This window comes from Mycobacterium sp. (assembly GCF_002863225.1).
Taxonomy (GTDB): domain Bacteria; phylum Actinomycetota; class Actinomycetes; order Mycobacteriales; family Mycobacteriaceae; genus Mycobacterium.
In genome coordinates this window covers 68,505-90,157 of the sequence record NZ_PKEK01000022.1, presented here as the reverse complement: position 1 = coordinate 90,157, position 21,653 = coordinate 68,505, and the positions used below count along the sequence as shown (strand labels likewise).

Annotated in this window: 23 protein-coding genes and 1 tRNA gene; 13 read left to right on the top strand and 11 right to left on the bottom strand. The window is 65.4% G+C overall.

The window, feature by feature from the left end; genetic code table 11:
• Positions 1 to 8: 8 nt before the first annotated feature.
• A complete protein-coding gene (locus CYU59_RS04900) occupies positions 9 to 716 on the bottom strand; it encodes a GAF and ANTAR domain-containing protein (protein ID WP_292976590.1) in 708 nt (235 codons plus the stop codon).
• A 117-nt stretch (positions 717 to 833) separates the two neighbouring features.
• Positions 834 to 1,649 (bottom strand): transglutaminase family protein, encoded by an 816-nt coding sequence (locus tag CYU59_RS04895; RefSeq protein WP_292976523.1) that lies wholly within the window; start codon positions 1,647 to 1,649, stop codon positions 834 to 836.
• Between the two features lie 193 nt (positions 1,650 to 1,842).
• Here CYU59_RS04895 and CYU59_RS04890 point away from each other — a divergent pair, with 193 nt between their 5' ends.
• Positions 1,843 to 2,280, top strand: coding sequence for a DUF5994 family protein (locus tag CYU59_RS04890; RefSeq protein WP_292976520.1), 438 nt, complete (start codon positions 1,843 to 1,845; stop codon positions 2,278 to 2,280).
• Here the strand turns inward: CYU59_RS04890 and CYU59_RS04885 are convergent.
• The 3 genes from CYU59_RS04885 to CYU59_RS04875 all read right to left on the bottom strand — a co-directional run bounded on the left by CYU59_RS04885 (position 2,277) and on the right by CYU59_RS04875 (position 5,998).
• Positions 2,277 to 3,764 carry a wax ester/triacylglycerol synthase domain-containing protein gene (locus CYU59_RS04885; RefSeq protein WP_292976518.1) on the bottom strand — a complete coding sequence of 496 codons (1,488 nt, stop codon included), beginning with the start codon at positions 3,762 to 3,764 and terminating at the stop codon, positions 2,277 to 2,279. The genes CYU59_RS04890 and CYU59_RS04885 overlap by 4 nt on opposite strands.
• A gap of 138 nt (positions 3,765 to 3,902) precedes the next feature.
• Positions 3,903 to 5,066, bottom strand: a complete 1,164-nt coding sequence (locus tag CYU59_RS04880; RefSeq protein WP_292976515.1) for a hypothetical protein — start codon at positions 5,064 to 5,066, stop codon at positions 3,903 to 3,905.
• 5 nt (positions 5,067 to 5,071) lie between these two features.
• Positions 5,072 to 5,998, bottom strand: a complete 927-nt coding sequence (locus CYU59_RS04875; RefSeq protein ID WP_292976512.1) for a metal-dependent hydrolase — start codon at positions 5,996 to 5,998, stop codon at positions 5,072 to 5,074.
• A 79-nt stretch (positions 5,999 to 6,077) separates the two neighbouring features.
• On the opposite strand from CYU59_RS04875, the gene CYU59_RS04870 reads away from it, so the two are divergent.
• Positions 6,078 to 6,623, top strand: a complete 546-nt coding sequence (locus CYU59_RS04870; protein ID WP_292976509.1) for a TetR/AcrR family transcriptional regulator — start codon at positions 6,078 to 6,080, stop codon at positions 6,621 to 6,623.
• Here CYU59_RS04870 and CYU59_RS04865 read toward each other — a convergent pair.
• Positions 6,612 to 7,451 (bottom strand): alpha/beta hydrolase, encoded by an 840-nt coding sequence (locus CYU59_RS04865; protein WP_292976506.1) that lies wholly within the window; start codon positions 7,449 to 7,451, stop codon positions 6,612 to 6,614. The two genes, CYU59_RS04870 and CYU59_RS04865, sit on opposite strands and share 12 nt — an antisense overlap.
• 84 nt (positions 7,452 to 7,535) lie before the next feature.
• Here CYU59_RS04865 and CYU59_RS04860 point away from each other — a divergent pair, with 84 nt between their 5' ends.
• The gene (locus CYU59_RS04860; protein ID WP_292976503.1) at positions 7,536 to 8,585 is read left to right on the top strand and encodes a phosphotransferase family protein; all 1,050 of its coding nucleotides are present in this window, start codon (positions 7,536 to 7,538) and stop codon (positions 8,583 to 8,585) included.
• A 174-nt stretch (positions 8,586 to 8,759) separates the two neighbouring features.
• Here the strand turns inward: CYU59_RS04860 and CYU59_RS04855 are convergent, their stop codons facing one another.
• Positions 8,760 to 9,572 (bottom strand): MBL fold metallo-hydrolase, encoded by an 813-nt coding sequence (locus CYU59_RS04855; RefSeq protein ID WP_292976500.1) that lies wholly within the window; start codon positions 9,570 to 9,572, stop codon positions 8,760 to 8,762.
• 29 nt (positions 9,573 to 9,601) lie between these two features.
• On the opposite strand from CYU59_RS04855, the gene CYU59_RS04850 reads away from it, so the two are divergent.
• Positions 9,602 to 10,267, top strand: a complete 666-nt coding sequence (locus CYU59_RS04850; RefSeq protein ID WP_292976497.1) for a nitroreductase family protein — start codon at positions 9,602 to 9,604, stop codon at positions 10,265 to 10,267.
• Here CYU59_RS04850 and CYU59_RS04845 read toward each other — a convergent pair.
• A complete protein-coding gene (locus CYU59_RS04845; RefSeq protein WP_292976494.1) occupies positions 10,264 to 13,047 on the bottom strand; it encodes an ornithine decarboxylase in 2,784 nt (927 codons plus the stop codon). The genes CYU59_RS04850 and CYU59_RS04845 overlap by 4 nt on opposite strands.
• A 178-nt stretch (positions 13,048 to 13,225) precedes the next feature.
• Between CYU59_RS04845 and CYU59_RS04840 the strand changes: the two genes are divergently transcribed.
• Both CYU59_RS04840 and CYU59_RS04835 read left to right on the top strand, forming a co-directional pair.
• Positions 13,226 to 13,732, top strand: coding sequence for a hypothetical protein (locus CYU59_RS04840; protein ID WP_292976491.1), 507 nt, complete (start codon positions 13,226 to 13,228; stop codon positions 13,730 to 13,732).
• A gap of 19 nt (positions 13,733 to 13,751) precedes the next feature.
• Positions 13,752 to 14,195, top strand: a complete 444-nt coding sequence (locus CYU59_RS04835; protein WP_292976488.1) for a nuclear transport factor 2 family protein — start codon at positions 13,752 to 13,754, stop codon at positions 14,193 to 14,195.
• Between the two features lie 261 nt (positions 14,196 to 14,456).
• On the opposite strand, the gene CYU59_RS04830 is transcribed toward CYU59_RS04835, so the two are convergent.
• Positions 14,457 to 14,539, bottom strand: a tRNA-Tyr gene (locus CYU59_RS04830).
• 80 nt (positions 14,540 to 14,619) lie between these two features.
• Between CYU59_RS04830 and CYU59_RS04825 the strand changes: the two genes are divergently transcribed.
• The 7 genes from CYU59_RS04825 to CYU59_RS04795 all read left to right on the top strand — a co-directional run bounded on the left by CYU59_RS04825 (position 14,620) and on the right by CYU59_RS04795 (position 20,156).
• Entirely contained in the window at positions 14,620 to 15,111 is a 492-nt protein-coding gene (locus CYU59_RS04825; RefSeq protein ID WP_292976485.1) for a YajQ family cyclic di-GMP-binding protein, read from the top strand.
• 69 nt (positions 15,112 to 15,180) lie between these two features.
• Positions 15,181 to 16,668 (top strand): NAD(P)/FAD-dependent oxidoreductase, encoded by a 1,488-nt coding sequence (locus tag CYU59_RS04820; protein WP_292976483.1) that lies wholly within the window; start codon positions 15,181 to 15,183, stop codon positions 16,666 to 16,668.
• Between the two features lie 52 nt (positions 16,669 to 16,720).
• A complete protein-coding gene (locus tag CYU59_RS04815; protein WP_292976480.1) occupies positions 16,721 to 18,205 on the top strand; it encodes a hypothetical protein in 1,485 nt (494 codons plus the stop codon).
• 8 nt (positions 18,206 to 18,213) lie between these two features.
• A complete protein-coding gene (locus CYU59_RS04810) occupies positions 18,214 to 18,504 on the top strand; it encodes a hypothetical protein (protein WP_292976477.1) in 291 nt (96 codons plus the stop codon).
• Positions 18,501 to 18,746 (top strand): hypothetical protein, encoded by a 246-nt coding sequence (locus CYU59_RS04805; protein ID WP_292976475.1) that lies wholly within the window; start codon positions 18,501 to 18,503, stop codon positions 18,744 to 18,746. The genes CYU59_RS04810 and CYU59_RS04805 overlap by 4 nt, the downstream gene beginning before the upstream one ends.
• A gap of 30 nt (positions 18,747 to 18,776) precedes the next feature.
• The gene (locus CYU59_RS04800; RefSeq protein ID WP_292976472.1) at positions 18,777 to 19,076 is read left to right on the top strand and encodes a WXG100 family type VII secretion target; all 300 of its coding nucleotides are present in this window, start codon (positions 18,777 to 18,779) and stop codon (positions 19,074 to 19,076) included.
• A 57-nt stretch (positions 19,077 to 19,133) separates the two neighbouring features.
• Positions 19,134 to 20,156, top strand: a complete 1,023-nt coding sequence (locus CYU59_RS04795; RefSeq protein WP_292976469.1) for an NAD(P)H-dependent glycerol-3-phosphate dehydrogenase — start codon at positions 19,134 to 19,136, stop codon at positions 20,154 to 20,156.
• Here the strand turns inward: CYU59_RS04795 and CYU59_RS04790 are convergent, their stop codons facing one another.
• Both CYU59_RS04790 and htpX read right to left on the bottom strand, forming a co-directional pair.
• Positions 20,157 to 20,492 (bottom strand): toxin-antitoxin system HicB family antitoxin, encoded by a 336-nt coding sequence (locus CYU59_RS04790; RefSeq protein WP_292976467.1) that lies wholly within the window; start codon positions 20,490 to 20,492, stop codon positions 20,157 to 20,159.
• A 249-nt stretch (positions 20,493 to 20,741) separates the two neighbouring features.
• Positions 20,742 to 21,605, bottom strand: coding sequence for a zinc metalloprotease HtpX (htpX, locus tag CYU59_RS04785; RefSeq protein ID WP_292976465.1), 864 nt, complete (start codon positions 21,603 to 21,605; stop codon positions 20,742 to 20,744).
• Positions 21,606 to 21,653 lie beyond the last annotated feature (48 nt).

Sequence of the window (21,653 nt, the reverse complement as noted above, 5' to 3'; positions counted from 1 at the left end):
TCATCGGGCTAGTCGTCATCAAGACGCAACCTGCGATCCAGAATGTCGCGCGCTACCTCGGTGGCGCTGCGATTGGTTGCGTAGGCGTGCGCGCGTAGTCGCACCAACGCCTCGGCGGGTTCGATATCCAGTTGAGCGACGAGCATGCCGGTGGCCTGGCTGACCTCGGTGCGGCTCAATGCGTTGAAGTCAGCCCACGAACTACTGCTCGGATCGTTGACCGCGGCCTGCAAATCGGCATCCATCAGGTCGAGCAACGGGGCGCCGGCCAATTCGGCGGCGACGATGGCGCCGGCCAATTCCTCGCTGCGCAGATCGCCCGGTTGCCGGCGGAAAAGGTCAAGGGCGCCAACGAATTCGCCGGCCAGCACGACCGGAATGGCGAATACGCCCCGAATCTTGTGATCGAGCAACGCTGGGCGGTATAGCGGCCAGCGAACGTTGCTGGGCTTGGCCAAGTCAGCTATCAGAATGGGGCCGCGTGCACTGACGGAGTCCAGGCAGGGGCCTTCACCGATGGTGAATTGGAGTTCGTCGTAGACCCGGGCCGCCGGGCCACTGGAACCCAACGTTCCGCTGGAGACGCCGGAGAAGACCAGCGAAATGGCAGCTGCGTCAATGCTGAACAAAGTCACGCACGCCTCGCACAGCGAGTCCGCCGCCGCCAAGCCTCGCCGACCGTCTACGGCCGCGCGTAGTTGCTCGTCGATTGCCACATTCAACCGAGCGAGGATCGGGCGTCGGCCGAAAGGCCTGAGTCGCGAAGTGGCGAGTTCATGGGTTCACCATTCACTAGTCGGAGTCGAATAGCGAGCACCGGCGCACCCGGCCGGCTAGCCGATCGAAACAAGTTGGTCGATCGAGTCGATCGGCAGATCGCCGTTCACGATCGCGATCACCGCCAGCTTGTGCAGAACAATGGCGCCGCGGTGGTTGTCCAGAAAGGCGATGTCGGCGGCGTCACGCCCGGTCGCGATCCGCACCAGCGATTGCCTCGGCGCCAAAAGGGTTCCGTCGACGACCCGCCACTGCCCACCGACGAAAGCCTCGGCCACCGCATGGAAATCCATCGGATACAGGCCAGGCGCGTAGACCGACACCGCGCGCGCCGGGACCTTGACCGCCCGCAGCAAAGCCACGACCAGGTGCGCGTAGTCGCGGCAGACGCCGGCGCCGGCGAGCAACGTCTCGACCGCTCCGTCGATCGGGTCACTCGAGCCCGGCACGTAGTTCAGTCGGGTGCCCACCCAGAGCGACACCCGCTCCAGCAGCGTCGTCGAATCGACGTAGCTGCCGAATTCCGTTCCGGCGAAACCGTAGAGCTTGTCAGCCTCGGCATACCGGCTCGGACGTAGATACATCGACAGGTCGGCTTCGGTCACCGGAGCCGGGTCGGTCCGGCCGACGATCGTCGCGGCATAGTCGACGGTCAGATAGCCGACGGGGACCTCGAGCTTGTGGATGCGGTTGCCATGGGTTCCGCTGATCTCCAAGGCCTGGACCGGCTTGCCGTCCAGCAGGAACGAAAGCCGTTCTTTCACTTGGGTATTGGGATGCGGCGCGACTGCGATCTGGAATTCCAGGGTCGTCGGGTCGGTGATCTCGACCTCGAGCTCGGCGGCCACCTCACGTTCGAGCTGGCGGTCCATCAGAGATTCCTTGTCCTCGAAAGTGATACGTGCGGTCGCAGAATCGCCGCTGGCCGGGAGCGTTCCCCCACCGACACTACACGCGCGGTGTAGCGTCGAGTGGGTCGGCGATTCTTCGCACACGACCGGTTGAGATTGTGTCGTCGCCGATCTGAATTATCTGGTCGATTCGCGGCCAAGACAGGAGCGTCGGATGACGCTACGAGATGGCCGGGGCGCACCAGATTCCAGCGGGCCACAAAACACCCCCCGCCTGCGCCTGAAGCCCAAAGCGCCGAGCACCGGCCACGTCGATGGTGCGTGGTGGCCGCACAGCGACGACCTTGCGGTCGAACTCCCAGATCTGTTGGCGGTGCTGTCAGTACGCCTGGGGCCGATCGAGCAGGTCACCTACAACTTCGCGGACTGGGCGGCGGCGCCGGCCACGTTTTCGACCGGTGGCGACACGGTCCGACTCAGCGGCTTCTACCAACAACAGGGCAGCACCGTCGAGATCATCGGCATCGATCGCGCCAAGCTCGTCCTGCTGGTGGTACCGAGCCGCACCGATCCAGAACACGCGCACGACATCTTGATGTCGGCCGCGACGCCGCGGGACGAGTCGACGGTGGACTGCCTGCTGAACGACTAAGCGCGAGCCTGTCCGCGCCTGCTGGCGTGGATGGCCATCTCGGTGACGACCGAACGGCCCTGTCCGCGTGGTGATTTGCGCGCGGCTGTCACCAGTGCACTCAACGCTTCGACGATTCCGGTCGCTATCTCGTTCACCGCCGGCACATTGTCGGGACATACGCACACACTGAGGTGCAGTTCGTCGCCGTGGGTGGTCGGTGTGATGGTCAGACCACACCCCGGCGCCAGCGGAGTCACCGTGTGCAACCCGACCACCTCGGCACCGGCGCAGTAGGGGGCCAACGGTTCGTCCGGCACCGGGAAGACGCTGCCGTGCGACAGCGGTGTCAGTCGTTGCCGCACATCCAATTTCCGAACCAGGCGCATACCTGCGTTCAGCACCGGCGCCGGGACCAGCGACGCGATGGCTGCGACGTCGACGCTGAGCGGGTTTACGTGGTCTCCGTCCGGCAGCGCCGTGTTCAGACTCTCGGTGGCGGAGTGAAGATTGGTCAGCACTTCGACGGGATCACCGAGCTGCACCGGCACGCGGATCAAACCCGCCGACTGCGAGAGTGGCATCGACATCACCAGGGGGTTGTCGGGGACGGTGTCGTGGCGTCGTAGCCACGCCCGCAACGACAAGGTGCACGCGGCCAGGAGAACATTGGTGACGTCTCCGCCGAACGCATTGCTGACCGTTTCCAGATCGGCTTGCCGTACTGACGCGAATGCCACGGCGCGGCGATCTGTCAGAGGTGCGGTGAATGCGTTCTGCGTGGGCCGCCCTGAGGACGTCTGGTGCGGCTCTGAATCACGTTCGGCGACAACGTGTATCCCGCGCGGTTGGTCGTGCACCGGGCGCCGCGTGCCGGTGAGCGTCTGGGCAACCAGGAGGAGACTCTTGATCTGCAACTCGAGCACTGCGGCGACCGCCTCGGCGGCCAACTCGCCCAACTCGGGATTATCCGCACTCGGCTGCCTCGGCTGCTCTTCGCTGCCGTCGTGCAGCGGTTCGGATCGGAGCAGGCGCGACCAGATGGACGCGACGCCGAGCCCGCTCTCGGCCAGCACCGACGACAGTCGCAGCACCAGCGCCCAGCGGCCACCCGGTAGGCCGTCGACACTCCAAGCCTCCCAGAGCATTTCGGGCCGGTCGGGTGATCGAATGCAAATCCGCGCGATCAGATCTTCGAATTGACGCTGACCACCGGGCGCATCGAGGGTGGTCCGGTGAATCTGCGGTGACGGATCGTAATCCTCGATCTCGGCCCAATACGGCGGGCCCACGCCGAGCGGCCTGACCACCAGCCTGCTGCGGAGCTGGGTCAGTTGCGGCAGCGCCGAGGCGATCAGCCGCCCGAGCCGCTCGTGGCTGAGGCGATCTGTCGGCTCCATGACGACGAACGAGACGGTCGACCCGTGGGTTGTCGACTTCTCCGCGAGGAGCCGTAACGCATCGACTGCCGATGACCGGACAGTAGTCAGAAAACTTGCGGGCACATCGACCAGACCTAGCCGACGGCGAGGACCAATCGAGGCTCGCTTGGCACGCCGTCAAAGACCGAGCCAACACTACGCTTGTCCGGACTAGAAGGACACCCAAGAACGAGCTCCGTTCGGAGAAAGCAATTCTCGTGTTCAGAGAAAGGAATTCTCGGCAGTCAGACCGCGCTCGGGAAACGCGCCCATCGCGAACGTCTCGGCGTTGCCCAACCCGCTGCCGCCGCCAACCGGGTCGTCAACACGCACCAACAGGTCCCGCAGCTGATGCAGCTCGCGGGCCTTTTCCGGCTCGTCGCAGTGGGTCACGTGGCTGCCTTCGACTTTGAGGTCACCGACCCACTGCCCGTACACCCAGTCATTCCACCCGTAGTAGCCCGCGGTGCCGAGATGGAATCCGCCGGGGCCGGCGGCGGTGACGGTCAGCGGACGTCTGGAGCCGTCGGTGTCGATCAGGGTGATGGTGCCGTGGGTGAACCGCCGGTTGTCGTCCTGGAAGTGCATGTCCTGCTCGACCGACGGAAAGCGGTGCGAGGTGCCGTCGGAATTCTGTTGCTCAGCCTGACAACGTATTTCAGTGAATCCGTCGCCGCGCTCCTCCTGATACATGACGAACAGCGAGTAGGCCGATCCGTCGGGCCGGGTCAGCGTCATCGGCAGCCACGTCATGAACATCTGCTTGATCTTGCGACTCCCCCGCGGCAGGCCCGGTATCGGCTTACCGATCCCGGGTCGCAGACCCCAGGAATGGTCGCGGATCGAGATCCATTGCTCCGCAGTGATTTCGGTCCGTTCGCCCTCGACGTCGACCCAACCGGCTGCCACGCCGACCTGGTGGTAGCGCAGGATGTTGTGGGTCACCCGGTAACCGTCCGGGCTGCGATCCGGCCACGGGTCCTCCAGCGCGGCGTCGAAGCTGCCGCGCAGTTCGACGTCGAACGCGATCGGCTGGTGCTCGTTGGCGTCCAGGCTGATCCGGATCGCGCGCAGTGGTTCGACCACCTGGTAGTGGACCGGCCCGACCTCGGTGCCGGCCGGTGCCGAGGACAACCGGCGGCCCGCCCGCACCGTCCACTGCTCGGTGCCGCGGCACACACCGGCGGCGCCGTCGAACACACCGCGGTTGGTGTACTTCCCGATCCCGAGGACCACTTGCAGCGAGTTGTCGCGGGCGTGGGCGATCGTCCAGATCTTCTCCGTCCAGGACGGGTCCGACTGGCTGACTGTGGCGAATGTGTCAACGATCTGATGGGTGAGCAACTCATCCTCGGGCACCAGGGCGCCGTAATTCGTTGACAGCAAATCGATTACCTTTCGGTCGCAGGGAAGTACCGGGTCATGTCGACACCGTCGGCGTATTCGCGCATCCAGGTGTCGGCCCACTCCGGCAGCGGCTGATCGGCCGGGTCGTGATGCGGTGTCTGCGACAACAGCAACCGCCATGCCATGGCGACCAGTTCGCGGGTCGGGACCGCATTGAAAAGGGTCGGCGGCCCGCCGCGCCGGGCACGTCGGCGCTTACCACCCGGCCCGCGAAACATGAACTCGCCGTAGAGCAATGAGATCGACAGCAACTGCCGGGTCGAAGCGCCGCGGTCCTCGAAGGGGACCACCTCGTCGAAGACCTTGGCGATCTCCCCCGCGACCGTGCCGACGTGATCGAAGGTGGCCCGGATGAGTTTGGTCCGGTACCACGGGTCGGGACAGAGGTGCCGGTACAGAATCAGCCCGGAGCTGCGGTGTTCGATCTCCTCGACGAAATGCCAAGCCATCAGCGAGGCAACCCGCCGGTCCCCCGCACCGAACAGCGAATCCCGGTTGTCCAGAATCAATTTGAACAGCGGGGTGAACGTCGCCTCCAGGTTGGCGATGTAGGCGGCGTGAAATTCGATCGGGCGTTCGGTAAGCAACTGGTCATAGGCGCGGCAGGCGTCGTCGTAGCACTGCTCGAGATCGGGATACCGCTGCACCAGAGCGAGCATGTGTTTCCGGTGCGCCGAGGCGTGTTGCGCCTCCTGCCGCAGGAAGGCTTCGGCCTCGGCAGCGACGGCCGGGTCCTGCTGCAGCGTGTCGTGGGCCTGGCGGACCACGTTGACGATGTAGCGCTCGAACGGCACGGCGATGAATGTGAATGCGTTGCAGAACAACCCGAAATTCGGATTGTCCGGTTGCCACATGAACGGCACACTCGCATCGAACTCCCACGGGATCTTGCGGATCACGAGGTTGGTCACCGTCGCTACCTTCCAATCGGCCAGGGTCAGCGGTAGGGTCAGTGTGACATTTGCCCCCTTGAATGTAAAGGACACGATGGTGGCTTCCGGGCATGCCGCCGCCGCCGAGCAATCGACGCGGCGGCGCATCCTTGCCGCCACTTTCGTCGTGCTGGCCCGCGATGGGCGTCGACGGCTGCAACTGTCCGATGTGGCCGTCGAGGCCAAGGTGTCGCGCCCGACGCTGTACCGCTACTTCGGCTCCAAAGAGGGCCTGCTCGAGGCGTTCGGCCTGTACGAGCAGGACAATTTCGACGCCGGAATCGCCACCGCGATCGCCGGGTTGAGCGGAGCGGACCGGCTCGATGCCGCGCTGCGCTTCGTCGTCGACTTCCAGCACAGCTATTCGCTGGGATCGTTGGCCGAGACCGAGCCCGAACATGTTCTGCAGCAGATGAAACGGGTGCTGCCGATCATGCGAGACCGCATCGCACGGATCATCGGCGGCGAGCACGCACAGGTCGCTGCCGCAGCGGTGGTGCGAATCGCGGTGTGCCACTACGTGATCAGCGACGACACCCCCGAGGGCTTCCTGGCCGAGTTACGGCACGCCGCGGGGCTCAGTCGCGCGCGCTCACACGCCTAGCCAGCCGGCGATCTTCTTCGCGACCAGCTCTGGATTTTCCAGGTGCAGGAAGTGACCGACGCCGTCAAGGATTTCCGCGGCCGACCCCGCGGCCGGGAAGTACTGGCCGAGGTCGTCGAGCAGGTCGGCCCCGACCGCCCCGTCATTCGTCCCGTGCAGATACAGCGTCGGCACCGGCGGCAATTGCATGGTGGCCAGCGTCTCCGCCTCGGCGTTCGGGTCGGCGAACTGCGGGTTGAACGAGGCACGATACGGCCCAACGACATTGGCGATGTTGTCCGCGCCGACGTGCTTCCGCAGTTCGGCGATGTCCTCCGTCGCGTCGTAACCCGGCGACCAATCCGCCCACAGCGCCTCCCAGAACCCCGGTGCCACCAGCGCCACCTCGGCCATGCCGACCTGTTGGATGAAGTAGATGTAGAACGACCGCTTGAGCTGGGCGTGGCTGAACAGCCCCCCGGCAAGAGCGGAAACCGGCGGAACGGCAAGTGCGACAAAGCGGCTGAACGCATTCGGTTCGGCGCTGACGACCCCGTAGCCGGCCTGCGCTCCCCAGTCGTGCCCGACGAGAACCGCGCGGTCGTCGCCGTCGTAGCGACGACGGACGTCGAGCAGGTGGCGAACGTAAGTGCCCGTGCTGATCGGCTGGTCGGTCGGCGCGTCGTAACCGGGCAGCCAGGGCGCCGCCACCCGGTAGCCGCGCCCGGCGAGCTCGGGTCCGAGATGCCGCCAGGTGAACGGGGTGTCGGGGAAGCCGTGGACGAGCACCGCCAATGGCAACGACGTGTCCTCAATGGCTCCGAACGTGAGCGTCTGCGGCGAAGTCACCCGGCGAGCGTATTACAGCGCTTCCCGCCGGTGTAAAGGATCGGACCATTTACATCCGAACCGTCATATGTAAATGTGAACGGCATGGCGGGAATCGCGCTCGTTCAACGCGACCTGGCGGACACCCGGGCCCGGCTCGAGACGTGGTTCAGCCACCGATCTGACGCTGATGCCATTGTCTCCGAGCTGAAAGCAGCGAACCGCGCGGCCGGCTGGTCCAGCGAAAGCCTGGTGTTCACCGCGGACGTCGATGGCCGCTCCAGCGACTACGTGCTGCGGATCCCGCCGGCCGGCGGTGGCATCTATCCCGACTATGACCTGGCCGCGCAGACCCGCACTCAGGAGTACCTGCACCGGCATGGGATCGCGACCCCGTCGCCGATTCTCTACGAGCCCGACGAGTCGTGGATCGACTCGAAATTCCTGGTCATGCCGCGCATCGTCGGACACACCCCGTCGGACACCACCTATGCCACCCGCGGCTGGCTGCACGACGCGGGCCCGCAGGTGCAGCGCCGCGCCCACGACTCGTTCCTGGAAACGCTTGCAGCACTTCAGCGTGTGCCGGTCGACGAGGCGACATGGCTCCATCGACCCACAGGCACAGGCGTTTCCGCCGAGCTGACCTGGTGGCAGGAGTACGCCGCCTGGGGCACCGACAACCAGACTCCGGACATCATGACCGAGGCATTCGAGTGGCTGCACCGCCACCAGCCCGACTACGAGGGCGACGCCGCGGTGTGCTGGAACGACGCTCGGCTGTCCAACGCGATCTTCGGTGACGACGGACAGATCGTCGGCGTGCTGGACTGGGAGCAGGCCTGCCTGTGCCCGGCCGAGACGGACTTCGCCTGGTGGCTCGCGACCCGTCGACAAATGTTGGAAGTCAACGGGATTGACGCCGACCCCGAACTACCCGGCTTCGACAGCCGCGAGGTGCTGATCCGCCGTTTCGAGGAGATGATCGGCCGCGACCTGATCGCCCTCGACTGGTACGAGATCTTCGCGATGGCGCGGATGGGCTGCTGCATCCTGCGCACCCAGGCGCTGCTGCGCAGTATCGGCCAGGGCGACCACTTCCTGACCCGGGCGCCGATCCTGCCGGCGTGGACCGTCTCGGCCGTGCGCGGCTGACGTACTGAGTCACAGCGACCCCACCCGTACCTGGGACTGGGGACACAATCTTTTCTGAAATCGTCACCACATGCGATATCGCGCCGGTCGGTGATATCGCATGTGGTGACAAATCGCGAAAGCGATATATGCCTACCCTCGGGGACCCCTGAGGCTGATGTGGCGCAAGGTAGTTCACAGCCAGGGCGGAACGATCCATTCGCCGTAGGGTGCGACGGCGAGCCGATCGAGAATCCCGGCATCGTCGAAGGCGACGCCGACCTCTCCGACGCCTTCGCTGAAATGCGCCCACCCGTCCACGTGCGCCGGGATGACCAGCCGGGCGCCCAGCACTTCAGCGGCGGCCGCGGCACGCTGACCGGTCATGGTCAGCGGACGGCCACGCTCCTTGGCCGGAACCTTCGCGGCGCCCGCGAAAATCACCGCGACGTCGACGCTGCCCACCCGCTGCGCGATCTCCCCGACCGCGGCGATCGACGCGTTGTCGCCGCTGAGGTACACGGTGGGCAGGCCCGCACCCGAGAGCACGAAACCCGTCACCTCGCAGTTGACGTGACCACCCGCATCGCGCACCCCGTCCGCGGGACCATGCACCGCCGGGACCGCCTGCACCGTAATCGCTTTCGCGCCGTCTCCGGCGGGCAGCTGGAACGTCTCGAACGGTGCGATGCCGACCGCCGCTGGGCCCAGCCGGGACGCGGCGCCCGGGTTGGTCAGAACCAGCGGCGCCGCCAGCGCCACCCGCCGGCCCTCGTCGTCGAGGTTGTCCGGGTGGTTGTCGTGGCTGACCAGCACCGCGTCGACGGGTCCCAACGCCTCCGGCTGGATCGCCGGCCCGACCAACTTCTTCAGGTAGTCGTGCGGTCCTGGTTCGTCGAACGTCGGGTCGATCAGGAACCGTCGACCGCCGAGATCGACGACGGTGGTGGGGCCGCCGAGGACGCTGAATGCGACGTCACGCCGTCGGGCGTCTACGCGAGTGCTCACGACTTGGACTGTAGATGCACTATGGGTTGGTGGACATCTATGACGTCATGCGGACGACGTTCGCGGCGCGCGAATACACCGGCGACCCGTTACCCGACGACGTGCTGGAGCGGATCCTCGACAACGCGCGCTTTTCGCCCAGCGGAGGCAACCGCCAGGGCGCGCACGTGATCGTGATCCGCGACCGCGCGACCCGCGAAACGCTCGCCGAGTTGTCGTTGACGGGTGCCCGCCGCTACGCGGCGCAGGTGGCCCACGGCGAGAGCCCCTGGAATCCACTGCACGAGCCGGGGCTGACGGCTGAGGAGATTGCGGGTACCGACGTGCCGGCGCAGTTCACCGCTCCTTTCGTCAATTCCGCTGTGGTGCTTGCGGTCTGCGTCAACCTCGAGGTCGTCGCGGCGATGGACCAACACCTGGACCGGATCGGGGTGATCAGCGGTGGCTCGGTGTACCCGTTGGTGTGGAACATCCTGCTGGCCGCGCGCAACGAGGGTTTCGGCGGCACCATCTCGACGATGGCGGTCGCAGAGGAGCCACGGGTACGCCAATTGCTGGGCGTACCAGACACATACGCCATTGCGGCGTTCCTGCCGCTCGGCAAACCGGTCAAGCAGCTGACCAAACTGCGGCGGGTGAGCGTCGCCGACCTGGCCAGCCGCGAGCGCTTCGACGGCGAGCCGTTCGAGGTCTAGTCGGCGATCACCATCTCGACATGGCGCCCATTGGACGGCACACCCGCTGCGGCAGCGACGGTTTCGATCGCCTTCTCGGTGTACACCCGGTAGCCGAAGTTCGGCTCGTAACCGTGGATCTCCTTGGTGTCGAGGTCGCGCATGAATTGCAGGATCTCGCGGCTGAACACTTGACCGGGAACCAGCACCGGGAAACCCGGCGGGTAGGGAGTCACGTAGGTCGCCGACACCACATCGATTCCGGCGTCCAGCTTTTCGTCGATCTGCTCGCCGCTGAGGTATTCGCAGTTGGTGTCGTCGTAGGACAGGTAGAACGCGCGCCGGACATCGCCCTCGGGTGTCGGCTCCGCACCGCTGTGGTCCCGGAAAGCCGGGTGGAATCCGCTGAAGTTGCACAGCGGCACCGGGCGTTCGGTCAGCCGCCAGACCGCCTGCTCGAAATGCTCGCGCTCACCCAGGCTCATCTCCGAGATCGACTGGTCGAGTTCGGCCGCGATGCTGACCAGCACCTCGACCAGGAATGCGACCGAGCTGCGGGTGGTGCCGATATTGGTCATGAACAGCACGCTGTTGCGTGACGTCTTGTTGATCTGGATGCCGTAGCGGTCCATCAGCTGCTCGCGTTTGAAGGTATCGCCGTCGTACCCGGTTCGCCCGATGGACAACGTGATTCGCGACGGGTCGAGCACGAACTCGTCGTCGTGCCAGGCCGCCATCATGTTGCGCAGACCGGAGCGCAGCGGCTGGTCGATCGCCGTCGGGCGGAACTGGTCCGGGATGAGGTGCGACGTGCCAAGGCAATTCATGTACTTGCTCAGCAGCGGATGGTTGTCGATCGCATCGCGCAACTGCATGGCGTTCTCGATCTGACGCTGCACCAGCTCGGCGCCCTCCAGGGCGACCTGGCGACGACCCAGGTCCAGCGACGCCAGGATCTGGTAATTCGGCGAAGTCGAGGTGTGCGCCATGTACGCCTCGTGGAACGGCACCGCGACCTTCTGGTCGAAGTCCTGGTCGAAGACGTGGATCATCGACCCCTGCCGCAACGAAGTCAGCGTCTTGTGGGTGGACTGCGATGCGTACACCCGCACCCGGGCCCGGGCCGGGTCGGGCAGCAGCCGACGGTCCAAAAAGTCGTCGTCACGGGGGTTTTCGGCGGTCTGCTCGGCCAGGTACTGCTCGAACTGTGCCTTGTATTCCGGTGACTGCAGCCGCTCGCGCACCGCCGCCGCGGACGCCATCGCGGTCCGGGTGCGGTACACCGGGTGGAACCGGGCGAAGGCGAACCACGCCTCGTCCCAGAGGAACACCAGGTCGGGCTTGATCGCGAGGCACTCTTCCATGACGCGTTCGACGTCGTAGACGATCCCGTCGAAGGTGCAGTTGGTCAGCGACATCATCTTGACGCGGTCGAGTTTGCCGGCCCGCTTGAGCGCCAACAGCTTCGACTTGATCTCGCGCAGTGGCACCGCGCCGTACATCGAGTAGTCGTTGAGCGGATATGCCTCCAGGTAAACGACATTCGCGCCGGCCATCATCATGCCGTAGTGGTGCGACTGGTGGCAGTTGCGGTCCAGCAGCACGATGTCACCGGGGGCCACCACCGCCTGGGTGATGATCTTGTTGGCCGTCGAGGTGCCGTTGGTAACGAAGTAGGTGTGCCGTGAGCCATAGGCTTTCGAGGCCAGCTGCTGTGATTCCCGCAGCGGGCCGGTGGGCTCCAGCAACGAGTCCAGACCGCCACACGTCGCCGAGGTTTCGGCCATGAAGACTTCCAGGCCGTAGAACCCGACCATGTCTTTGATCCAGTGCGAGTTGACAATCGACTTGCCCTGCGAGATCGGCAGCGCGTGGAAGACGCCGGTGGGCCGGTGGCTGTACTGCTTGAGCGCACTGAAGAACGGCGTGCGGTAACGGGCCGCGACGCCGTGCAGGATCGACAGGTGCAGCTCGAGCATTCCTTCGCGGGCATGAAACACCCGGCGGAAGTACTGACCGAGCCGGCCGGCGATGTCCTCGACCTCGATTTCGGTCATCAGGTAGAGGTCGAGTTCCGGCCGCAGCTTGCCCAGCGAGGTGGCCAGGATCTGCGCGCGCTCTTCGGGTGAGTAGTGGTCGACCAGGTCGTGCAGCACGTCGGTGTCGACGAACTCCGACAGCGACGACAGGTCGCGGGTCGACTTCGCCGAGAAGCGCCGCCGGATCACCACCGCCTGCAGGTTCACGTTGAGTCGCGCCGCGATCAGCGCCTCGTCGCCGCTGGCCACCACCACCAGCTCGTAGACGAATTCGTCGTCGGGGCGGCGCCACTTGCGAACCTCGTTGCGCAGCGCCCGTTCCTGGGCCTCGGTCATCTTCTCGACGACCAGCACCTCGAAGTAGGGGCGGTCGCGCTCGTTGTCGGCCTGACCCTCGAGCTGACGCGGGTCGGACGGGAACATGTCCAATTCGTCGGCGCCGGCGTTCTCGACATCCCCGGAGCGGTAGGACTCCTGGGTCAGCGCGCGATTGATGCGCGCCACGGCCTGGGAGAACTTGTCGTGGTTGCCTCCGGCGAAAAGCCTTTGCACACGCGCGAACTGGGGCGAGCCCGGATACGCCCAGTACGGCTCCAGCGAACTCAGGCGGGTCAGCAACTCCTGGCACGCCGCGACGCATTTCTCTTTCAGCTCGCCGGCGGTGTCCGGACGGGTCAACCGGTCCGCGGCTTCCTCCAGACGGCACCAGGAGTCGCTGCGGACCTGCCACAGACTGTTGTAAGCACGCAAGTGTTCTGTCATGGCGGACCTTTCGGAGAACGTCAGGTCAAGGTTCGCAGAAACAGCCCGCTCGCCGGTGGCCGGCAAACCAACAGTGGGCGTCCGTCGTGTGATGCGCCGGCCCGGCATCCGCCAACTGCGGACATGCTCCTGCGGCTAGGGTTCTGCGCATCACCCGGAATCCGCATGTGAGGACGACATGTCGCTGCCGACAGTGCCGCAACGCCCGCTTCCACCGGTTCACCATGTGTGGGTCGCGGGTCCCGGTGACGGGCGAAGGCTCTATCGCACCACGCTGATCCGAACCAGCGGCCTGCGCCGCCTGGGCATCCTGTGGGCGATCTGCCTGGCGTTGGTCGTCACCTCGGTTGTTCTCGACCCGGCGCATAACCTCGCCTGGCTGATTCTGGTGGTCCTGTTTCCGGCGCTGTTCGCTTTCTTGCTGTGGCAGCGCGGTAAGGCCCAGGAGGCGATCATGACGCCCGGATCGGTGTGGGCCACCGGCTTGGGGGTCAACGAGCTGCTGATCGTCACCCCGATCAGCACGCTGGTGATCGACTATGCGGCACTCAAGCCGGTACTGGTCACCGGACCCACGGTGCTCGTCCAAACGCGCTATGGGCCGAGCACGACAGCGCTTCCGCTGGAACTCTTTCCGCCCGAGGCGCTGGCATTCCTGCACCAGCGGACCACTCACAATGCGTGACTGACAGGAGTCGATGGTCATGAAGATCTGGGAACTCGTTGCGCGCGAGCATATTCGCGACACTGTGGCGCGGTACAACTGGTCCGGCGATGCCGGTCGGCTCGACAACTTGGCCGACACCTTCTGCGAGGACGGCGTTTTGGAGATCCGCGGCTTCGAACCGTTGCGGGGTCGGGCAGAGATCGTGGCATTTCTCGGCGGCGTCACCGGTAGCGTGGCGCTCAGCGCCGACGTCAAACCGATCGTGCGGCACAACGTCACCAATATTCTGTTCGACGACATCACCCGCGACCGGGCTCAGGTGTCCTGTTATTTCGCCGTCGTCACGCACATCGGCCTCGACCATGTCGGCCGATACCGGGACGTCCTGGTGCCCGACGGCGACACGTGGCGAATCAAACACCGCAAGGTGACCACCGACTGGGCCGCACCGACGTCGGTGATGGCCGGCGGCCCGCGCTGAAACATCGCAGCCGGCGAAAGACGCTCAGACGTCGTGAACGCCGATCAGCCCGTCCTGGACCGCGCGGGCGAACAGTATCGCCTTGGACGGAGCTGACCGGTCGATCTCGCGGTAGCGCCGCCGAATTCGCTGCAGGTGCGTTCGAATCGTGCGCGGCGGCACTGACGGCGTCGATGAGGATGCTGTTCGGCACGTCTCGAGAATCGGTTCGGCCCCGCAGCGAAAACCTCGTGCTGCGGGGCCGTTGTCCTTCGACCTCGGTGGCAGATCCAGGATTCGAACCTGGGTAGGCGTTAGCCGACGGATTTACAGTCCGCTCCCATTGGCCGCTCGGGCAATCTGCCGTGTATTACGGGTAGCTAGCCTACAACGAAGATGTACTGAGACAACAAACGGCCAACATCGATGGAAGGAGACGTATCCGATGGCAGATTCATCGTTCGACGTCGTGAGCAAACTCGACCGCCAGGAGGTCGACAACGCGCTCAACCAAGCCGCCAAGGAACTCGGCACCCGGTTCGACTTCCGCGGCACCGACACCAAGATCGCCTGGAAGGGCGACGAGGCGATCGAGTTGACCAGCTCCACCGAGGAGCGGGTCAAGGCCGCGCTCGACGTGTTCAAGGAGAAGCTGATCCGGCGCGACATCAGCCTCAAGGCCTTCGACGCCGGCGAGCCGCAGGCCTCCGGCAAGACCTACAAGGTCACCGGCACGCTGAAAGAGGGCATCACCAGCGAGCACGCCAAGAAGATCACCAAGCTGATCCGCGACGAGGGACCCAAGAGCGTCAAGACCCAGATCCAGGGCGAAGAGGTCCGGGTGAGCAGCAAGAGCCGCGACGACCTGCAGTCCGTCCAGGCGCTGCTGAAGGGCGCCGACCTGGAGGTCGCACTGCAGTTCGTCAACTACCGGTAGGCCCTCGCCCAATCAACCGGTCGGTGCCTAATCTGGTGACGTAGGTAACAGCCGAACAGAGGGGCACTGATGACCGTGACGCCACCAGACATCACCGACGTCGACGTCGTCATCATCGGCGCGGGCATCTCCGGGCTGGGGGCCGCCTACCGCATCACCGAACGCAACCCGGGGACCAGCTACGTCATCCTCGAGCGCCGCGGACAGCTGGGCGGCACCTGGGACCTGTTTCGCTACCCGGGCGTCCGCTCGGACAGCAGCATCTTCACGCTCTGCTTTCCGTGGGAACCCTGGACCAAGCAGGAGCGGGTGGCCGACGGGAACGACATCCGCGACTACCTGACCACCACGGCGCACAAGTACGGCATCGACGAGCACATCCAGTTCGACACCCACGTCCGCTCGGCGGACTGGGACTCCTCGACCGACACCTGGACCGTCACCGCATCCCAGAACGGCACAGAGAGAACCTTCCGTGGCCGCTTCGTGTTCTTCGGGTCCGGCTACTACAACTACGACGAGGGCTACACCCCCGACTTCCCGGGCTTCAATGAGTTCGACGGCTCGGTCGTTCATCCCCAGCACTGGCCCGAGGATCTCGACTATCGGGGCAAGAAAGTCGTGGTGATAGGCAGCGGCGCGACCGCAATGTCGCTGATTCCGTCACTGGCCGAACAGGCCGCCAAGGTCACCATGCTGCAACGCTCGCCGACCTACCTGTTCTCCGCAGCCCGGAGCAGCGCGGCGACGAACTTCGTCCGAAAGATCCTGCCGCGCAGGCTTTCCCATTCCTATGCGCGCCAGAGCAACGCGCTGATGGAAGGGGTGATCTGGTTTTTGGCCCGCAAGACGCCGGGCTTCGTGAAGTGGTGGATCCGCCAGATCGCCGTTTACTACCTGCCCAAGGGCTACGACGTGGACACCCACTTCAAACCGCGCTACGACCCCTGGGACCAGCGGCTGTGCCTGATTCCCGATGCCGACCTCTACGTCGCGATCGGCGACGGCCGGGCCGAGGTGGTGACCGATCACATCGACCACTTCGATTCCACCGGAATCGCGTTGAAATCAGGGCGGCATCTGGATGCCGACGTGATCGTCACCGCGACCGGCCTGCAGCTGCAAGCGCTCGGTGGCGTCACGGTCTCCAAGGACGGCGGCGAGATCAAGCCGCAGGACCGCTTCGTCTACAAGGCCCACATGCTGGAGGACGTGCCGAACCTGTTCTGGTGCGTCGGCTACACCAACGCGTCGTGGACGTTGCGCGCCGACATGACCGCCCGCGCCACGGCAAAACTGTTGGAGCACATGGCCTCGCACGGCCACACCCACGCCTACCCGCATCTGTCCGGCGAGCCGATGCCGGAGAAGCCCGCCTGGGACATTCAGGCCGGCTATGTGCTGCGGGCACCGCACGCGTTGCCGAAGTCCGGGATCAAGCGGCCGTGGAACGTGCGGCAGAACTACTACGCCGACGCCATCGACTATCGCTTCGACCGGATCGCCGAAGCCATGGTGTTCGGGCGAGTCGAGGAGAAGTCCGCCCTGGCCGGATGACTGCACAGGGGTGAAGTGACATGACCTGTGGGTTCGTGACAAGCTCCGTCCCGTGACGGGTCTGTCTGTTGCGGATATCGACCGCTGGAAGCCCGGCGACGTCCGCGAGGTCTTCCATGCGGCGCGCAGCCGCGCGGAGGCCAACCAGCTGGCCCGGGACGGCCTCGCCACCCTGCCCGTGTTTCAGACCTGGGGCGGTGTCGCGGGCGAAGCGGCGAAGAACTCCGTCGAGCAGACCCGCAAGGACCTGGACAAAGACGGCCGCGAGGCGCTCGCGGTGGCGATGGCCGCCGACCGGGCCGCCGACGGCATCGAGGCGGTCAAGGCCAAGCTGCAAGCGCTGCGCGACGCGCTCGGCGACGGGCTGACCATCGACCCGGTGGCCAACAAGATCGTGGCCACCTCGGCGTTCAAGGGCAGCGCGCACATGCTCGCGGACAAGCTGGCCAAGTTCCAGCCGCAGCTCGACGCGATCATCGGCCAGGCGACCGTGCTGGACGAGGACCTCGCGCAGGCGATCGACATGGCCGACGGCGATGTGCCCATCCCGCACGCGACTCCGACGATCGATCGCGTCGGCCCCAACGGGCTGACGCCCGATCAGATGGCCAAGGACGCCGCGCAGGAGAAGAACCAGCGCGACGCGTTCAAACAGGTGTACGGCCGAGATCCGGTGTCGGCCAACGATTGGCGGATGGCCGAAGGACTCGACCCGCACACCTACGATCCGCGCTACGGCGGGTACGAGTCCAACGTCGTCGTTGGTCGATTCAACCCGATCCCGGGCGGGGGCGTGTACCGGCAGAACATGTACATCCCCAGCGCGGAGGTGCAGAACTTCGAGTTCAACGATCGCGTCAACCCCCACATGGTCGGCGACAACAGGGGTCCGTCCCCGTTCGCTCCGGCTGAATCATCGCGGGTCAGCATGTTTGTCGACATGGAGCACGGGATCATCGTCGCTCGCCAGAATCCGACGATGTCGACCGACGGGGTTGACAAGGGCACCGGCAAACCAGTGGTGAGCGCACTACAAGCCGCCGACGGTTCCCTGATGATCAACTACACGGCCGCCGACCCGTTCGAACCGGGAATCGCCAAGCCGTTCGTCAACGTCAACGGAACGATGAACATCGTCCCGCACGCCGATGGCACCGTCGCCATCGGCGGCGAGATCACGCCCTATCCCAGCACGGAGGGATACCAGTTCAAGCCCGACGGAACAGTTACGCAACTGTTCAACCAGCAGGTGACGGCGAATCAGCTTGGACCACTGACGCTTCCGCTGCCAGGCAACCACGTCGGCGCAGACTTGCCGGACCTGCCACGGCCGTGGGCGCCGCAGATGCCCGACGGGTTGCCTCCCGATGCGCCGCGCCTGATACCCACTCAGCGGTTGCCCGGGACCACCCTGATGCCGGCGCCGAACGTGCCGCAGATCTATACCCTCCCGCCGCCGTTCGTACCCCCGCCTCCGGTCGCCGCTCCCCCGCTACCCGTGCCCACACCGCCGCCGCTACCCGCGCCACCCTCCTGACAGAAAGCGTGCCGACCATCAAATCGATCAGGATGTCGCCGCAAAACTGGGCATTCGCAACCTTTTTCATTCCCATCGCATCGGCTATCGCCTACGGGGTATGGCTCGTCGTCAGCGGAGCGGACCTGGCGCACTCGATTCATGCCGAAAAAGCCGTTCGTGTCGGCACATTGGCGGTCTTGGCCGTCGTCTTCGCCGCGATACCGCGGGCGTGGGCGCGAGCGATTGCGGTCGCGTCCGCAGCGGCACTGATTCTCATGATGGGCGTGCTTGCGCTTGACACGGTCAGGCTCCGATGACGGCGCCGAGCTACTCGGCCTGGTCACCCGCTGTCGCGATCGCCGGCGCGTTGGTGGCCCAGTCGGTGCCCGGCTGGGTGACCTTGATTGCCTGGGGGTTGGCGGTCGTGTGCGCGCTGCCGTTCGTACGATTTCGGCTCGTCGTTCCGCTCGCGCTGCTGACCTGGGCTGCGGGCTGGCTGACGTCGTTCGCGGTGAGGATCGGCGAGTCGGGCGTGGTCGGCTTGTTTTTGGTGAAGTGACAACCCGCCGATAACTGGTAAAAAGTGTTCATGGCACTGCGGGTCAACCTCGAACACCTTGCGACGTCGGCGGTCCAGGTCACCGGTCACGGTGAAGACTTGGCGACCTCGCATCTGTCCGCCGACGACCGGATTGCCGGCGCCCAGGGCGGCTGGACCGGGCGCTCGGCCGAGGCACTGGCCCGTCGCGCGCCGCAGTGGACGGGCAACTCGACCGCACTGGTGACGCAGCTCGGTGACCACGCGCAGCACCTGTCCACCTGCGGGCAGGCCTTCGCGACGATGGAAGCGCAGCACACCCACCAGGTGGATTCACAGGTTCGGCCCTAGGCAGAACTTCTCGCCAACCGCCGGTAAAGATCAGGCGGCGGCAATACGCTGATCGCCATGGCAGCTACGCGCGAACCGAACGTCGTCGTTCTCGGTGGAGGCTCCTGGGGCACCACCGTCGCATCGATCTGCGCGCGCCGCGGGCCGACGCTGCAGTGGGTGCGTTCGGAAGAGACCGCCAAGGACATCAACGAAAACCACCGCAACACCAACTACCTCGGCGAAGACCATGTCTTGTCGGAAAGTCTGCGGGCCACCACCGACTTCGCCGAAGCCGCCCAGTGCGCCGACGTGGTCGTGATGGGCGTCCCGTCGCACGGATTCCGCAACGTGCTGACCGAATTGGCGGCCGAACTGCGGCCCTGGGTGCCGGTGGTGTCGTTGGTCAAGGGTCTCGAGCAGGGCACGAACATGCGGATGTCGCAGATCGTCGACGAGGTTCTGCCCGGACACCCGGCCGGCATCCTGGCCGGGCCCAACATCGCCCGCGAGGTAGCCGAGGGATACGCCGCGGCGGCCGTGCTGGCGATGCCCGACCAGCATCTCGCGGCGCAACTTGGTCAGCTGTTCCGCACCAAGCGTTTTCGCGTCTACACGATCGACGACGTGCTCGGCGTGGAGATGGCCGGTGCGCTGAAGAACGTCTACGCGATCGCCGTCGGAATGGGCTACTCGCTGGGCATCGGCGAGAACACCCGGGCGATGGTGATCGCCCGGTCGGTGCGCGAGATGTCGAAGCTGGGCGAGGCGATGGGCGGACAACGCGACACCTTCGCCGGGTTGGCCGGGATGGGCGATCTGATCGTCACCTGCACCAGCCAGCGCAGCCGTAACCGGCACGTCGGCGAGCAGCTGGGTTCGGGCAAGACCATCGACGAGATCATCTCCTCGATGAACCAGGTCGCCGAGGGCGTCAAAGCCGCCAGCGTGATCATGGAATTCGCCGACAAATACGGACTGAACATGCCGATCGCCCGCGAGGTCGACGGCGTGATCAACCACGGCGCGACCGTCGAAGACGCCTACCGCGGCCTGGCGGCGGAGACCCCCGGTCACGAGGTGCACGGCTCCGGTTTCTAGTCACAGGTCGAGCAGGCCGATCGGCGGCCGGTCTGCGAGCTTCTGCACCACCCACTGATTCATCGACACGTTCTGCTCGGCGGCCTCCACGGTGAGCCGCGAGTGCAGCATCGGCGACGTCCGCACCAAAAATCTGCCGCTGAACGTGCGCTCGGTGAGCGGTCTGGGGGCGTGGCCATCGCTCTCTTCGAGGTACTCGTCGACAGCGTGCTCGACGGCGGCGATGGCTTCTTTGAGGGTCGGTGCGCGCTGGGAAAGCCATGGCATTTCCAGACATCTGCCGATGTATTCGCTTGTCTCACGGGACCATTCGGCGCGGTAGGTATATCGATTCACCTGTTGGGTGATATCAGCCTCGCGGCGGGTTCGGCATTCACCCGCGTCGTCACCTGTGCAATGTGCAGATCCCGCGAGTCACACTGACCACACCGGCACCGAGTCCTTGGTACCAATACTTTTTGAAAAACGACTCGCATGCGATATCACCGGGCCGGCGGTGATATCGCGGGTGGGTACAGATTCGAAACAGTAACTGTTCCAACTGATAGAGGCGGCTGAGGCTGGTGTGACCGCGCCGCAGCCGAGTCAGCCGCGGGCCATGTCTTCCAGTCGACGGATCCGGTCGGCCATCGGCGGGTGCGTGGAGAACAGCGAGCCGATCTTCTCGCCGGCGCGGAAGGGGCTTGCGATCATCAGGTGCGCTTGGGCGGCCAGCTGCGGCTCGGGCGGCAGCGGGGCGGCCTGCACGCCACCGGAGATCTTGCGCAGCGCCGACGCCAGCGCCAGCGGGTCACCGGTCAGCATCGCGCCCGACTCGTCGGCCTGGTACTCCCGCGACCGCGACACCGCCAGCTTCACCACGGTGGCCGCGATCGGTCCGAGCATCGAAACCAGCAACAGCGCAAAGGGATTGCTGCCTTCGCGGTTGTTGCCGCCCATCATGCCGGCGAACATCGCCATGTTGGCCAGCGCGGTGATCACCGAAGCCAGTGCACCGGCCACACAGGAGATCAAGATGTCGCGGTTGTAGACGTGCGACAGCTCATGGCCCAGCACCGCGCGCAGCTCACGCTCGTCGAGGATGTTGAGGATCCCGGTCGTGCAACACACCGCGGCGTTGCGAGGATTGCGGCCGGTGGCAAACGCATTGGGCGCGGCGGTATCGCTGATGTAGAGCCGGGGCATCGGCTGGTGCGCCGCGGTGGCCAGCTCGCGCACGATCCGGTAGATCATCGGCTCCTGCACTTCCGACACCGGCTGCGCGTGCATCGCCCGTAGCGCCAGCTTGTCGCTGTTGAAGTAGGTGTAGACGTTCATCCCGACGGCGAACAGCACGGCGATGAACATCACGCCCCGGCCGAACAGGCTGCCCACGAACACGATCAGTGCCGACATGCCAACCAGCAACGCGAACGTCTTCGCCGTGTTGTGATGCGGATGCCAGGTCATCAAAAGTTCCTCCTATGACCGACTGCGAACGGCCGGATTCTCCCCATC